General features: G+C 37.0%; 11 protein-coding genes. 2 read left to right on the top strand and 9 right to left on the bottom strand.

Annotated elements, in window-relative coordinates; genetic code table 11:
• Positions 1-1,121: 1,121 nt before the first annotated feature.
• From BKP57_RS14640 to BKP57_RS14620, 5 genes are all read right to left on the bottom strand, one after another.
• Entirely contained in the window at positions 1,122-3,563 is a 2,442-nt protein-coding gene (locus BKP57_RS14640) for an ABC transporter permease (RefSeq protein ID WP_072741830.1), read from the bottom strand.
• Positions 3,560-4,321 carry an ABC transporter ATP-binding protein gene (locus tag BKP57_RS14635; protein WP_050351371.1) on the bottom strand — a complete coding sequence of 254 codons (762 nt, stop codon included), beginning with the start codon at positions 4,319-4,321 and terminating at the stop codon, positions 3,560-3,562. Before BKP57_RS14635 ends, BKP57_RS14640 begins: the two co-directional genes overlap by 4 nt.
• Before the next feature lie 201 nt (positions 4,322-4,522).
• Positions 4,523-5,272, bottom strand: a complete 750-nt coding sequence (locus BKP57_RS14630) for a hypothetical protein (protein ID WP_050351372.1) — start codon at positions 5,270-5,272, stop codon at positions 4,523-4,525.
• 413 nt (positions 5,273-5,685) lie between these two features.
• Positions 5,686-5,928: an ATP-binding protein gene (locus tag BKP57_RS14625; RefSeq protein WP_072741829.1), complete on the bottom strand. Its 243-nt coding sequence runs from the start codon at positions 5,926-5,928 to the stop codon at positions 5,686-5,688.
• A gap of 286 nt (positions 5,929-6,214) precedes the next feature.
• The gene (locus BKP57_RS14620; protein ID WP_050351374.1) at positions 6,215-6,727 is read right to left on the bottom strand and encodes an N-acetyltransferase; all 513 of its coding nucleotides are present in this window, start codon (positions 6,725-6,727) and stop codon (positions 6,215-6,217) included.
• A gap of 784 nt (positions 6,728-7,511) precedes the next feature.
• Here BKP57_RS14620 and BKP57_RS14615 point away from each other — a divergent pair.
• Complete coding sequence (locus BKP57_RS14615) at positions 7,512-9,281, top strand: methyl-accepting chemotaxis protein (protein WP_072742444.1); 1,770 nt, start codon at positions 7,512-7,514, stop codon at positions 9,279-9,281.
• A gap of 445 nt (positions 9,282-9,726) precedes the next feature.
• Here the strand turns inward: BKP57_RS14615 and BKP57_RS14610 are convergent, their stop codons facing one another.
• Positions 9,727-10,293 (bottom strand): DNA-3-methyladenine glycosylase I, encoded by a 567-nt coding sequence (locus BKP57_RS14610; RefSeq protein ID WP_072741828.1) that lies wholly within the window; start codon positions 10,291-10,293, stop codon positions 9,727-9,729.
• Positions 10,293-11,135: a sulfurtransferase gene (locus tag BKP57_RS14605; RefSeq protein WP_072741827.1), complete on the bottom strand. Its 843-nt coding sequence runs from the start codon at positions 11,133-11,135 to the stop codon at positions 10,293-10,295. The genes BKP57_RS14610 and BKP57_RS14605 overlap by 1 nt, the downstream gene beginning before the upstream one ends.
• 705 nt (positions 11,136-11,840) lie before the next feature.
• Here BKP57_RS14605 and pepT point away from each other — a divergent pair.
• The gene (pepT, locus tag BKP57_RS14600; protein WP_072741826.1) at positions 11,841-13,073 is read left to right on the top strand and encodes a peptidase T; all 1,233 of its coding nucleotides are present in this window, start codon (positions 11,841-11,843) and stop codon (positions 13,071-13,073) included.
• A 458-nt stretch (positions 13,074-13,531) separates the two neighbouring features.
• Here the strand turns inward: pepT and BKP57_RS14595 are convergent, their stop codons facing one another.
• Both BKP57_RS14595 and BKP57_RS14590 read right to left on the bottom strand, forming a co-directional pair.
• Positions 13,532-13,984: a DUF2269 family protein gene (locus BKP57_RS14595; protein WP_072741825.1), complete on the bottom strand. Its 453-nt coding sequence runs from the start codon at positions 13,982-13,984 to the stop codon at positions 13,532-13,534.
• Positions 13,985-13,998: 14 nt separating this feature from the next.
• The gene (locus BKP57_RS14590; RefSeq protein WP_072741824.1) at positions 13,999-14,865 is read right to left on the bottom strand and encodes a fructosamine kinase family protein; all 867 of its coding nucleotides are present in this window, start codon (positions 14,863-14,865) and stop codon (positions 13,999-14,001) included.
• Positions 14,866-14,922 lie beyond the last annotated feature (57 nt).

Raw genomic sequence — 14,922 nt, 5'->3', positions numbered from 1 at the left:
CCTTCCGCAAAAGGTGGTAAAAAAGATTGCAAGGCTAGTACATATAGAATGCCATACTCATTAAATTGTTGAGAAGTTATTAAAAATGCTAATAAAAATACACATGAAGCGTATATTAAATTAAATGTAGTAGCTATTTTCACTTTATTCTTGGTCTCAACCTATGTACCTATTCTGTATAGCCAAAACTATAGTCCCAATTTGTTGTGACAGTACTACTAAACTAGTAACTAGTGGAGAACTAGTTAACTCTAAAACAACTAGTGGGATTACCAACTCTCTAAGTCGGCCACTAAGAATTGAGGCTAAATTAGAAAACCACACAGACGAGAAATTTTTGTTTATTAGTAATTTTTTTCATTGTTTCTCCCCCAGAAAAGGTACGGACGGATCAAAATTCTTCCCAATAAACCTACTATCTTTTTTCAACTAATGGAAATAGTTTTTCAGAAAATAGTCCAGAGCCTTATGTTGTCGAAGGGGTTTGGAAATGGTTGAAAAGTGACTAATTATAAGTTTGTTAGTCAACCTCTCGCTTTTATTTCATGTATAACTAGTAAGAGTCTTCATGTTTATAGCTTAATTAGATAAATTTAACATGTTTTTATTCCACTTTAAATTTCATTCAAATAATGTGGTTGTTCTTCCGTTGTTCTAGCAACAAGCCCGTTTTCCCATTCAAATGTTTCAAGCATTGATTTGCTCTTCCACTTTCTGTTCGTTTTATTCAAACTCTTCTATAATTTCTTTAGACTCGAATTTGAACTTGGGCATTCGCCATTTTCCACAGAACAAAGGCGCAAGCGCCCGTTTAGCAACGTAGCGAATGGAACGAATCAACTAAAGATTTAGGAATCATGCCCCTGCAACCAGGGGTATGCCGACGCCTGAGCGGTAAGCCCGTTTTTAGTCAAGCCTTCCTCTTAGCCACGAACCGATGATGACTTATCGTAGGGCGATTTCGCGAAGTCGCATCGTTGCTGGGCTCATGCGCCGGACGTGGCTATTCGGTTATTTCGTTATCCCCAAGCACCTCATTTTATACTTTCTCTTTTCAAAAAGTTCGGCGTATACCGGACTTTTAGGGTGGTGACAGCCCACCAGATCTTCAACTATGTTTTTTATTTTCCATCGAAATTCATTTCGTTCATTACAGGTTTTTTTGTCAACCAGGATCCTACCGTTGTGAACACGACGATACTAATGAGCAAAATGATGATAGAAAGACTTCCAATGATTTTATAATTAAAAACTACCGGCGTAGGATCAATTAATACAATTAGTAATGAAAGGATCGAACCAATAATGATCCCTAGAATCAACCCGATCATCACATATATTAATATTTGCGTGAGTATGATTTTCTTAATACCTAAAGGGGTGACTCCCATTGACCTGAGGACAGCATATTCTTTTCTCTTAGACAACATGGAATTGATTAACGAATGGAAAACACCAATTAATGTTGAAACGACTAGAATCGTTAAAACGATGATAAATATTGCCCATCGTTGAAGAAACATATTTAATGATTCCTTTTGAGCTACGCTGAAAGCATTTATTTTTAGTTCAGGGTATTTTGAGCTTAATTGGTTAAGTTCTTCTAATGTAGTCGCTTCATCCTGAGTTTCTACATATAAATGTGAAAACGTACGATAACGATTTAAAGAATGATCCCAACTAATGATGATATCCGTGTCATCATCTAGTTGATTACTAATACTTGCTATTTTATATTCACCCAAGGGTTGGATTGCTGATAAATCTTCTGAATCAACACCTATAGAAAGGCTATCATCTTTCTTAAAGCCGTTCTGTTTTGCGAACTTTTCAGATATCACCAGCGAATCTTTCGGAATGTTTGTTACGATATCGCTATTTGTTACTGCAACATCCATTCTTATTTCTTTATTACCATCCAAATAGTACATCATATCTAAACCATTATAAAAATAAGTGCCTTCCACACTTGATATTTTTTCAATATCGGTGCTAACCTCTATCGGATCCAGCGTAGAAGATTCTATCAGACGATTTTCTATCACAATTGGTGTTTCATATTGATCCAATAAGAATGTTTCACTATTTTTTTGTATTGTATTTAATATGGTTGTACCAAATATTGCAATAACAAGTAATGTGCTTATGGATATAATAGCTAGCGTATTCTTCCTAACTTGTGGAAGTAAATTATTTATCGCAATAAAAGACTCTTTACCAAATATCTTATCAATGATGGGTAGCAACAATTTTATGCATAACGTAATGATGTTAGGTAACAAGAAGATGAGACATATTAAAAACAATGATATCCCAATTAAAACGAACAAAATAAAAAATTCATTTTTATGGGATAAAACATAACCGATAAGAGCGAATATTCCAGCTATGATGGACAAAACTTTGATAAGACGTGTCCTACTTTTCTCTAGGATAAAACCTTGTCTTTCATTTTCCTGTATTAATTTTAACGGCAAGATTTTTGTGCTACGGTATGCTGGAATCAACATAAACAATTGAAAAACGATGAAACAAATGAGAGCAATTAGAATGACTAAAATCATATTAATCTTTTCGGTAGTAGGAGGTAAATTTAGTGCCTCTTCTGCGAAATGAAATATCTGTTGAACCCCTAATATAGCAAAAATTGTTCCTAGACCTACACCTATTGTATTAATAACGAAGCTTTGAAAAAAGATGATCCTGCTAACTTGTTTTGTAGTAGCACCAATCGAACGCAAAATAGCCATTTGATTTTTAAGTTTGTATAGAATGATATCAAAATTTGATATGACTAATAATGAAGTTACCGTAAGAATTAAGGCTGATAATATGACAATGAAAACATTTAGTGTCTTGATGTTCGAACTAACCAGAGGATCTTCTTCAAAAACATCAATACGAAAATCAGGATCGATCTGTTTGATGCTGTCCGCCATATCTAAAGAAGCTTGGTTTTCCTCGCCCTTGATCATTACATATGTCGCTTCTTCCCCATTTCGTAAAAAAGGCTTCACATTATCCTGATGCATAATTAATAGATCTGGAACGTTAGAAGTACCTTTGATGTCTTCGATAATTTCAATAACTCGATAACTTTTACCTTCTATACTTAGATTATCACCAACGTTGTAATCGAATGTAGCAGCTAATCCTTCATTTAATATGACGGATGATTCATCTAAATCTTCGTTAAATTTGAATCTACTTTTTGTTAAATCATTATTTGTTACACCTAGCGTATATAATTCTAAGCCTTTTTGATCAATTGTCAGATGAGATATAGCTACTTCGGCAGCATCTTCAATCCCGTTTTGAGATTCAATTTCCTGGATTAAACTTTGATTTAAAAATTTAGTTTCTCCTGTATCATACCCAACGGATAAATCAGCGTCACCATACAAAGTCCTAAATGATTGTTCCATGGATTCCTTCGCATTCAATGAATATAGAACCATGGTCACTACTAATATCGTAGCGATCGTAATACTAATTATGGAGGTTAAGATAATGAGACGATTTGCACGAAATAATTGAAATGAAATGCCTCTTAACGTTTTCATTGTATTTTACTTCTTTCCGTAATTTTTTTAAAGATATTTAAAATACTTTCTAAATCATTCTCACTTCTGCATTCATACTCCCCTACTATTTCACCATCGTGGAAGAAAAGAACTCGATCACCATAATTAGCTACAGTCGGATCATGCGTGACAAGTAAAACAGTTTGATTAAATCGATTTTTCATTTCATAAAGGGACTCTAGCACTTCATTTGAAGTATTAAAGTCTAAGTTCCCAGTTGGTTCATCAGCTAATATAATCGGGGGCTGCGAAATAATAGCACGTCCGATTGCTACACGTTGTTGTTGGCCACCTGACAATTGCGTTGGACGATGTTTCCGCCATTTTGTTAATCCGAGTACATTTAGAATTTCTTCTAAACGTTCATCAATCATCTCCCTATTCATATTTTGTAAGATTAATGGTATTACGATATTATCTTCAACTGTTAAATCTTTTAATAGATTGTAAGCTTGGAAGACAAAGCCAATATTTTTTTGACGGTAAAATGAAGCATTCGGTTCTTTAAATAACTTTTCTTGTAACTCTCCATTTAACTTAATCGTTCCAGAAGATGGAGCATCAAGCGCACTCAGGATATTTAATAACGTGCTTTTACCTGATCCACTTGTCCCCATAATAACAACAAACTCGCCCTTATTTATTTTAAAGGATATGTTTTTTAATGCTTTCACTTCAAACCCTTGCCCTTTGTATTCTTTCGTTAAGTTCTTTACTTCAAGGATTACCTCACTCATTTAAGACACCTCGTTTACTAGTAACATTTAGTTCAAGCGTTTGCGCAAAATAATTATTTTTTAAGCACTTTAAAAAATACACTACCGCAAAAATTAGAGCCCTTACAGTTTACATTTATACTGTAGAGCTCCACATTCATTCTTAGAAATTCACCATTTATATACAATTATCTATATATTTGAGGACTGGAATTTTAATAATTAATATTTCTTTCCATACCAATTGGTAACCTCCAATAAAATTAAATACCCAGAATAAATTAAGTCTATGATATCTATATCAGAGTCTATTTTATTATAAAAATCAAATAACTTTTCGTAAAATACTTTTGAACGGTTGCCGATTTCATAAGGTAAGTAACTTAAAACCTCATTCTTGGGAAGTTTCCAAACTAAATTCCCATCACCAGATGTTAAAGTTGCAACATGATACAAAACCGGAGAAACCTGAGTAGTTAAGAGCCTGAGTAGTCTTATTGATCTGTTATTCCCACTATCAAGAAGTCCTGAAAAATACTCTGGAACAACCTCCACATTTTCCAAGTGTTTTATAGCCTCATTTTTCAATTGAGAATTTGTTGGCTCTTTTATCGATATATCACCGCTAATTAATTTATAGCTTCCCTTCACAAGACCTATCATTTCTCCTAATTTCGATATTGGAACAGCATCACATTGAATATAGCTGAATGGACTAATATTTATTCTTGATAATCCTTTATTAATCCCTATATATATATCCATGGGTAATGTACCATTCGGCCTGAATATTTCATCGTCTAAAAACAATTTAAAATCTATATCACTAGAATTTGAAATAGCCCCTCCTTTTAGTGCCGAACCATGTAAAACCAACCCCCTAAAATAGGGTTTTGTATACTTAAAATATACTTTTGAGATTTGATTAATTATTTCATCTCCAATTTTTAAATCAAATAACTCATTATGCATTTTATCTCCTCCTAAATAGATTATTTTATATCAATATTAATTTGAGATTTATAGTATATGACATTTATTATGAAATTTATCCAATAAGCCAAAGTGTTAACAAAAGACACACTTAACGAGTTGCTAATTCATTTTTTCATTATTATTCAACCAGGAACCCTAAACTATTGACTTTTCCACTGTTTCTCACTTCCAATTTTTTCTAGTATATTTTGTTTTATTAAAATAATAACATACTATTTCTCTGAAAGTTTCAAAATATTAATAGTCGTATATATAATTATCACTAACTACAATTAATTAACTACGAGTCAATGTATAAAGATTCCAGTTTAATTTTATATAGAAATGCCCTTAAATTATTTCCCTTATTAGCTAAGAAGGCTAAATAACAATCGAATGCTATTCTTACATCAGAAAAATATGCTCAAAGTCATAAACGTATCCAATGTTTTCCTAAAAGGTAGACGGGCCAGCTTAAGTAGGGTTTGTCTGCTTCGTTCTATTCTCGCTTGATTTTCCATTTCCAACAGTTTCTCCAGGAAGGCATGATATGGTGTATTATCTTTAGAGGATTCTTTCGTGAGGGTACGCCATTCTGACTGGATGGTGGATAATTTGAGTGATTCACAGTATGTATCAATCACCTGTTTCATCGCTCTCCCTCCTGAGGAATTTGGTCGTAGACGCTTAGTGGGCAAACGGCGATCTCTATATCTGATGCAGCGTGGAAGGTGCCGTATCCCGACTTAAACTTCTTTGTTTCTACTCAGGATCCCCGAAATGGGGATCTTACGGCAACTCACATCTGGGATAAATGACCTCCCCGTATCTTTAAACAACCCAGGAACTGTTCGCGACAAAGCATGAAAAAACATTCCGCTTGAATAGCTTGGCGTGTGTAACAAAGCCATTATTTTTTCGTTCATGGATACCACCGAATTAGCACGGACTCCAAACAATTTTTCCACTCTGCTCATTATGATCCATACTTATATCAAAGTAATGCTTCGTATAAAAGTGTTTTAGTCGTTCCACATGATCAAAATCGCGTTTGACAATATCGCCTGTAATATAATGTTTGTTCTCTTGATGGGCAATCTCTTTTAAATGTTTCATTAAGACCGAACCGAATCCTTTATTTTGTTCGCCTTTAATATCGGAAATATGAATCGTGGTTTCTGATTTATATTCAGCTTCAATAGCAGAATCCCAATTCCCTCGAAATGGTTTTGTACATTCGTGAAGCATAAGTTGAATCGTATTTGCTTTTCGATTGGCATAAACAATGACCCAATTCGCTTCTTTTGTTTGGTCAATACTAACGATATATGCTTTTTTGGCAATTTCCTTCACATTTTCCTGCATGCGAAAGACTTGAATTTCCAGTGCATCCAGTTCTTCCTGTAATTCCTGCTTATTTTTTTCGTTTTCTATAAAAGCGGTACTTTGCATGATATCACCTGCATTTTTAAATTTACGCACACAATTTGACATTCTACACGATGAATAGGAACTAACGCAAATGTAAAAAAATTTGCAATAATCACTTCAAATTACTCTTTATTCTGTCGATATGTAAACAAAGGTTCTGTTTCCTTTATAAGACAATTTTCTTAAAGGGATTCCTTATTTAGTAGACAATATCTCCAAAAACTTAAAAATCGTGTTGTTATTTCTACCGCAACTTTCCTTGTCCATGAAGAAGGAAAGCATTTTTACGCAATCGTGAAGTGTTGCTTTTGTTTGTTAATCAAAACGCTTTTTAGAAAAACTTGGCTTGTCGCCAAGTCTTATGGCGGAAGCCTTTGTTTTTCTTATACTATAAACCAAAAAATATTATACTTTCCTATAGTGGAACAAAGGCGCGGGGCGCCCGTTTAGCAACGTAGCGAATGGAACGAATCAACTAAAGATAAAGGAATCATGCCACTAAAAACAGGGGTATGCCGACGCCTGAGCGGCTAGCCTTTAGTCGGCCTTCCCCTTAGCGACGAACCGAAGATGACTTATCGGAGGGCGCATTTCTAAAGTCGCATCGTTGCTGGCGTTTGCGCCGGACGTGGCTAGTCGGTTATTTCGTTATCCTAAAGCACCTAATTTTATACTTCTTATCTTTGAACATCAAATTGGTGATTTTATTACCATTCTTTGCCACTCCTAAAGCGCAGGAATATGCAGCATTATGCAAAATGAAGTGAGCGAATTTTCTATGACAAATGCTATAGAGGGGGATTCCATGCAGAAAAAGAAAGCAAAGAAATTAACGAACGAAAAAAAGAAGACAAAAACCATTAGGAAAAAACTCATTTTTACTTGGCGAAATTTGCGCATTCATAAAAAATACTTATCTGTTTTCTTTTTCACCATTGCCTTACTCCTTACTTCTTCCGTAATTGTATATGTACAATTAAAAGGCGGACAAAAGGATATTCAAAAAGTAAATGAGTTACAAGAGCAGACGAATCAAATATCGCAATTAGCAATTATCATTCAGGCAAAAGATGTACAATCTGCTGATTATTTAATCACTGAGAATACAAAGTATTTTAGCGCTTTCCAGGATTATCAAGAGCAATTTGATCAAATCGCACAACAGTTAGACAAAACGATTGACGGGAAGAAACAAAAAAACATTTTCAACGATATTCTGCAAAACAATGCTTCCATTGATGAAGCTTTTATGGAACGGATGGTAACTTCTGTCGAAGAAGGAAGAGAACAATTTGCTAATACCATTCGCCACTACTCAGGGAGACTTCGTACAGATACACTTACACTTGTTAACAATCTTCTAGAGCAAACACAAGAACAGCAAGCTGCCGCAATCGCTGAAGCGGAGGACAGTTCAAACAGGAGCGTATACATATTGGCTATCACTAATCTGTTAGCATTGGTCATTGGCGTTCCATTTATGATTATAGTTAGCCGAGGTATTACAGCAAGATTACAGAGCATTGTCCAATCAACAAAAGAAGTAGCATCTGGGAACTTACAGGTAAAACAAGAAGAGGATCGAGCAAAAGATGAAATAGGACAACTTGCTCAATCCGTACACATGATGAAGGAACGAATACGCGACATCATCCACAGCGTACAAATGGCTACGTCATCTGTCTCCACCCAAAGTGGGCAGTTAACAAAATCAGCAAGTGAAGTAAAAGAAAGCAACCACCAAATTGCTGCAACGATGGAGGAATTAGCTAGTGGTACAGAGGCACAATCAACAGGAGCCAATGAGTTGTCAGAAAAAATGAATAGCTTTGTCGATAATGTTCATATTTCGGAGCAAAGAGGAAATGAAGTAATGACAGATGCTAGTGATGTTCAGCAATGGACAACAGACAGCTCCAAACTGATGGAACAGTCCGTTCAGCAAATGAATCAAATTGACGCCATTATGGAGCAGGCCGTGCAACAGGTAAGGGGATTGGATGAACAGTCTAACCAAATCTCTAAGCTCATTAAGGTTATTCGAGATATTGCAGAGCAGACCAATCTATTATCCCTAAACGCTGCTATTGAGGCCGCAAGAGCTGGGGAACATGGCAGAGGCTTTGCAGTGGTAGCGGATGAGGTAAGAAAGCTATCAGAACAAGTCGCTCAATCCGTGGGTGAAATTACAACAATTGTCCAACGTATTCAATCAGAGACGAGCGAAGTGGTTGCTTCCCTGCATCAAGGTTATGATGAAGTAAAAACAGGAAAGAAGCAGATTGAAGACACAGGCACCAACTTCCAACAAATGAACCGCGCTATTACCAATATGATTGAAAAGATGCAAGCTATTTCTATCAAGCTGAAAGAAAATACTACAACAAGCGAATCCATGGATCAACTCGTCAAAGAAATGGCTTCCATCTCACAAGAATCTGCTGCTGGTGTAGAGCAAGTAGCCGCTTCTACAGAAGAAACAACCAGTACGATGGAACAAGTTTCCTATAATGTAGATGAACTAGCTGAATTAGCTAAAGAGCTTAACAAACAAGTGAACGTTTTCAAGCTATGAAAAACAAATGGCTGAAGTGGTGGAAAACGAGCAAATAATTGCCAACAACTCATGGTCAAAGATTGATATAAAGATGCCATCCGTCCATCTGTAGACGCACTGGAAGATGGACGGAACCCATATTAGAAAAGGTTGTTCTCCTACACCACTTTGATATATTTCAAGGCTCTGCCACGTTCTCGCTACGGTAATCTATTTCCTTACCTTAGTTAGCGTCTTTCTCGCTCTGATCGGATTCTGGCTCAGACAGGCTGTTTATGAATTCAACGACGAATTTCTTGCTTCGACAAGCGAGGACTTGGCTCCCGAGGGTGCTTCCTTTCAAAACAAAAAAATAGTCCTAAACTTTACTTTATTAGTAGCGGGAAAATTTCGTATATGGTCTACTAAAAATCAGGAAGTAAGACAAGCGAGAGGTCCATTTTTATAACATGAATTAACATCGTTACTTTCTGCCGGCATATAAAAAACAGTCACGTGTATGATCATTGACCATTCCCGTTGCTTGCATATATGCATAACAGATCGTCGGTCCAACAAATTGAAAACCACGACGTTTCAAGTCTTTACTCATTTGCTCGGACTCTTTTGTAAACGCAGGAACCTCTTCATGTTTTTGCCAATGATTAATCATTGGCTTTCCACCGACAAATGACCAGATATACGTGCAAAAGTCGCCAAACTCTTCTTGTACTTTCAAAAAGGCCTGTGCATTTTTAATAAATGCATTTACTTTTCTACGATTGCGGATAATCCCTTCATTTTGGAGTAATGTTTCTATTTTCTGATCATTATATTTACTTATCTTTATCGGGTCAAATTGATCAAATGCAAGGCGGTAATTTTCTCTGCGCTTTAAAATGGTAATCCAGCTTAGCCCTGCTTGTGCTCCTTCTAAGCAAAGCATTTCAAACAATTTCTGATCGTTGTATTGTGGTTTTCCCCATTCATGATCGTGATAAGCAATATAAACGGCATCATCTGTAACCCATTGGCATCTCTGTTTGATCATCAATCTTCTCCAATCGCGACTTCATTATCTTCATATGAGATCCAATCGCTAAAGCTACCTGGATATAGCTGCACATTTTTAAACCCAAGTGATTTCAGCGCTAAAATATTCGGACAAGCGGATATTCCAGAACCACACGAGACAATGATTTCCTCATCCTTAGATAGAGAAGCAAATTGCTTTTCTAATGCTTCTTTCTTTTTCCATGAACCATTCGCATCAAGTACATCCTTCCAGAAATAATGCTTTGCCCCAGGTATGTGCCCTGCTCTAGCATACATCGGCTCATGGTCTCCTAAATAACGCTCCTTTGCGCGAGAATCAATTAAAACAGCAGCATTTTGCTTTACTTTTTCTTTCACTTCTTCCATATTTGCCGTTTGGTTTGGTCTCATTTTCAAGTGAAATAATTTCGGCTTAAGTTGTGGAATTTCTACCGTCGTTTCGTTCCCTGTTTCTTTCCAGCGGGTATATCCACCATCTAAGACGTACACTTTGTTATGTCCCATGTAATGTAACAACCACCATGCTCTTGCAGCAAACATGTCATTATGATCATCGTATAAAACAACTGTTGTAGCATGATCTACGCCGACTTTTCCTAATTTAGCTGCAAGCATCGTGAGATCTGGAAGTGGATGATTTCCTCCATGTTTCAACTTTTTACCGGACAAATCTTTTTCAATATCCATGAAAATTGCACCAGGGATATGGTCTTGCAAATATGCCTTTCTACCTGCTTCTGGATCCATCAATTGAAAACGAACATCAATGATTACTGTATTCTTTAAATTATTTTTCAACCGGTTCTTCAGGCGTTCCACGCTAATGACATATGTCAATGTTATCCCTCCAGTATTTTTAAACAGATATGAACAGCGAAGGTTTTCGATATGATCCCGTAATCTTTTTAACTCTTTATATCCTAACCTTATTTTAAACGATAAGCGGATTCATGCCTACCCCTAACTTAGGGACACGAAGTATTTTGTTTAGAAAATTAGCGTAATTAAGTTATAATAAAAGAAATACTTTGCATGATATGAAGAATAAATAAACAGTACTATTTTTCAAATAAGTTATGTGAAGCATAGAGGTACATACTTTTTAACATAAAGTGCGTGTTCAAAAAGCGAGGTTAAAGGACCGAGGTCGGCTAAGGTTTCAGGGCGCCCTTGAAAAAGAAAAACACTTTTTCTGCGTGCGGTGTATTGCTGTCGTAGCCTTCCTTATCCTGTTGCAACGCTGACACTAGCGCATCTTGGCGCCTGAGTTAGGCGGCGAAGTTTCGAGGAGCGCGCTTGTACAGAATGTGCTGACTTCTACCCCGCCACAGGACGAGCCAACGTAGAATATCCCATAGAAGTACAGATACATATGCGCTAGTATAGGCATCCTCGAAACCCTCACACAGGAAAAGGGGGTATCCTTTTCCAAATGGAGAAACGAGCTAACGAGAAATTCGATGTGTCATTTTCAATGCACTTTTGAAACAACCTCATCGAGCAACTTGTTTTACATTTAAAGCAGATCGGAGCTGACGATTCATGAAAGAAGAAATGATTGAAAGATTTATCACATACGCCAAAATGGATACACAATCAGATGAAAGCAATGACGCTACCCCATCCACCCCAGGACAACTTGAATTAGCCAATCACTTAGTTCACGAACTTCAGGAAATTGGCATGGTAGATGTTGCCGTAGATGACTTTGGCTATGTCATGGCAACACTTCCAGCAAACACGGATGGAGACATACCGACAATCGGTTTTTTGGCACATTTGGATACAGCAACGGATTTCACAGGAAAAAATGTGCAGCCCCAAGTTATTGAGAACTTTGATGGTGGCGATATTGTCTTAAATGAAGATCAGAATATCGTGCTGTCTGCTTCTGATTTTCCAGAACTGCCACAATATAAGGGGCATACGCTGATCACTACAGATGGGACAACTTTGCTTGGTGCTGATAACAAAGCAGGCATTGCGGAAATTATGACAGCTATGAACTACTTGATTAGACATCCGGAAATCAAGCACGGTAAAATTCGGGTCGCTTTTACACCAGATGAGGAGATTGGTCGTGGACCACATAAGTTTGATGTCGAACGATTTGATGCCACATATGCTTACACCGTCGATGGTGGACCGTTAGGCGAGTTGCAGTATGAAAGTTTTAACGCAGCAGCAGCTAAAATATTGTTTAAAGGCAATAGCGTGCATCCGGGAACAGCAAAAAATAAAATGATCAATGCCGGAAAAATGGCAGCAGCCTTTATCAACGAACTTCCAGACCAAGAGGCTCCCGAATATACAGAAGGATATGAAGGATTTTATCATTTAAGCTCGGTTAATGGTGATGTGGAAAACGCGGAAGTAATCTACATTATAAGAGATTTTGATAAAGATACATTCGAGAAGCGGAAGAACGTGTTTCACCAAATAACGGACAAACTTCAAGCCAAGTATGGAGCAGAATCTGTCACCCTGGAAATGAGAGATCAATATTATAATATGCGAGAAAAAATCGAGCCTGTGAAGGAAATTGTCGATATTGCCTATGATGCGATGAAAAATCTAAATATCGAACCAATTGTACAGCCAATCCGTGGCGGTACTGATGGATCTCAGTTATCGTACATGGGACTGCCAACTCCAAATATCTTTACTGGAGGAGAAAATTTTCACGGTAAATTTGAATATGTTTCTGTAAATAATATGATCAAAGCAACTCAAACGATTATTGAAATTTGTAAGCTATTTGAGCAACGAAGTTAAATATAATAGCTATTAACGTGCCAACCGACGTCTGTTGGCACTTTTTTATGTGCATTCTTATGATGGCATTGCTTGGGTTGGCAAGACGTACTGCTTGAAAACGGAGGCTGTCTTAAATGACTCTCGTGCTTACATGCTCGAATTGGCGTGCCTTGCTCGATCTGATGGCTTACTCACGTGGTTTACGACGCCACTAGAGGGCTGATTTCTGACTTGCACGATTTACGGTATTATTAGCAAGACCTTCCCGAATTCGAGTATGAGTACCCTTGGTTTAAGCGTCCCTCCCTTTAAATCGAGCAAGTCATTAGCTAGAACGCATCTCCGCTATAGGGTTTGAGTGATTGTGAACTTCGGCGATTTTCCATTTTACACCAAAAAATAAAATCCCGAGGTAGGTTAAGCTCTCAGAATTTCGCAAAAAATTCTTATTTATTCCAACTTGTAGCATCCCATTACTAAAACGGCTTCGTAATCATTAAAATAATGATAAGGAAAAACAAAAGGCTTTCTATTCTTTCATAGAAAAATAGTTTTTTGGACAAATTAAAATACTCATCTGGTATCGTATCCTCATGATGCATTTGTAATAGATTTTTAATTGGTTTTGAACGTGGAGATAGCACGAGGGGGCCAAATGCTAAAGCAAGCAGGAAGAGCAATAAGCTTGTTACATACCACCCTTGAGAAAATAAAAAGGGACGAAGTACTCCCATTGCTAAACCTGTTAACAATAACAATGTTCCACCAATCATGACTAGCCAATGTAATTTGGCTCGAATCCTAAATCCATATCGCAATTCAGTCATAGTTGTCGCAGTTTTAACTGGCATAATCATCAAAAATCCAGGACCCATCCCAACGATAGCTGAAATGATGTGAATAAATACCAATATGTCATAAAACTCCATTTTATTTGCTCCCTCTAGTTTCCTAAATAATAACTAAGAATCGCATCCACCTCTGGTCCATATACTTCGCCAAATAAATTTAAATGAACTAATAAATAGTACAGTTGATATACCGGCTTACAATCTCTATAATAATTCTTTGTAGGAAAAGTGCCTTCATAGGCTTGATAGAAATTTTTTGAAAAACCACCAAACACCTCTGTAAAAGCTAAATCAAAATGTCTGTCACCATACAAAAAAGAGGGATCAATTAAATAAGGCACACCCTGCTTACCGACAATCCAATTCCCCCCCCACAAGTCACCATGTAAATAGGATGGGGAGATATCTTCTGGGATCCAGCGATCTAACTGCATAAGTAACTGTTCAAGCTTTTCACGTCGTTTTCCGCTTATAACGTTTCTTTCCACTCCAAGCTGTAACTGTGTGAGCAGACGTCGATCACGATAATATTCTAACCAGCTATCATAAAATCCATTCGGTTGCTGCAGTGTACCTATAAATGTAGATTTGGTAAATCCATGCTGTTCCCCCATGTTTTGGTGCATTGCTGCCAACCGCTCACCAAGTAGCGTATCCGTTTGCTGCGTTTTATTCCCACTCACCCATTCCAACACTAAAAACCGCTCGTCCTGTTCATCGGAATAGCTGATGACGTCTGGAACATGAATCGTATTGGTAGATTGTATAAGCTGCAACCCCATTGCTTCTAGAGTAAAAAAGTGATTTGGTGCAGCTTCGTTATATTTGATGAAAAATTTTTGCTGTTTTGTTTCTACAAGGTAGGCTTCATTAATAGAACCGCCTGTCACCCTTTTCGAATTAATGACTTTCTCTTTTACTCCCGCCTGCTGTAACAGCTTCTGGAAGCGTTGTTTCATATAACAGATTACTCCTTTCGTATCGCAAATCAGTATTATGAAACGTCTCCACCCGAG

The sequence above is a fragment of the Virgibacillus sp. 6R genome (assembly GCF_001895305.1).
Lineage (GTDB): Bacteria > Bacillota > Bacilli > Bacillales > Amphibacillaceae > Virgibacillus > Virgibacillus pantothenticus.
Note: the sequence above shows the minus strand (reverse complement) of the source record. Positions and strands in the feature narration are given on the sequence as shown.